Source organism: Bartonella sp. CM120XJJH, from assembly GCF_042194715.1.
Lineage (GTDB): Bacteria > Pseudomonadota > Alphaproteobacteria > Rhizobiales > Rhizobiaceae > Bartonella.
This window is the reverse complement of sequence record NZ_JBHINE010000160.1, coordinates 1-547: the sequence shown is the minus strand read 5'-3', so window position 1 is coordinate 547 and position 547 is coordinate 1. Positions and strand designations below refer to the sequence as shown.

Genomic DNA, 547 nt, shown 5'->3' with positions numbered 1-547 from the left:
GATTGTATTGATGCATGGTGTAAATACGCGCTTTATGTATCTTGGTTTCCAAGATAAGCGCAAGGCCTATTTCTATCTGCCTTTTGTAATTCATTTTGCGGTTGGTCTTTTGTCTATGTTTGGCATTTCTTCAGACTACGCAATATTAATAAATTCTATTTCTGAGGCTTACTATAATGCTTGACAAATTGACATTATCTGTTATCGGCGCCGTTTTTTGTCTGGTGCTGATTATTTTTCCTTTGATGAAGAAAAAAACATTGGTTGAACATTTGGTTTTCTTGCTCGTTGTTTTGTGTCTTGTTTTTCTTTATGTTTATGGCGCTACGAGTTATTTTCCTTATTATGTTTTGGCGCTTTCGCTTATATTGGGGTACCGCTGGTTACTCTCTTTGGTTAAAGCGTTTAAAGGCACGAAGGCGATTATTGGGTCAAGCGCTGGTTGTTATGTGCTTTTGATTTTTTTTCTATACGGCTTTATGCGTATGATAGGCAGTTTGATTTTTGATTTTGCTGCTTATAGTACGCCTAATATTGTTTTTGCTGT

General features: G+C 36.2%; 1 protein-coding gene and 1 pseudogene. Both read left to right on the top strand.

The window, feature by feature from the left end; genetic code table 11:
• Window positions 1–184: pseudogene (locus ACFIKU_RS10355) on the top strand (hypothetical protein); the annotation flags it as partial.
• The coding region (locus ACFIKU_RS10350; RefSeq protein ID WP_375657455.1) for a hypothetical protein at window positions 177–547 on the top strand (371 nt) is incomplete at its 3' end. The pseudogene ACFIKU_RS10355 and the gene ACFIKU_RS10350, both read left to right, overlap by 8 nt.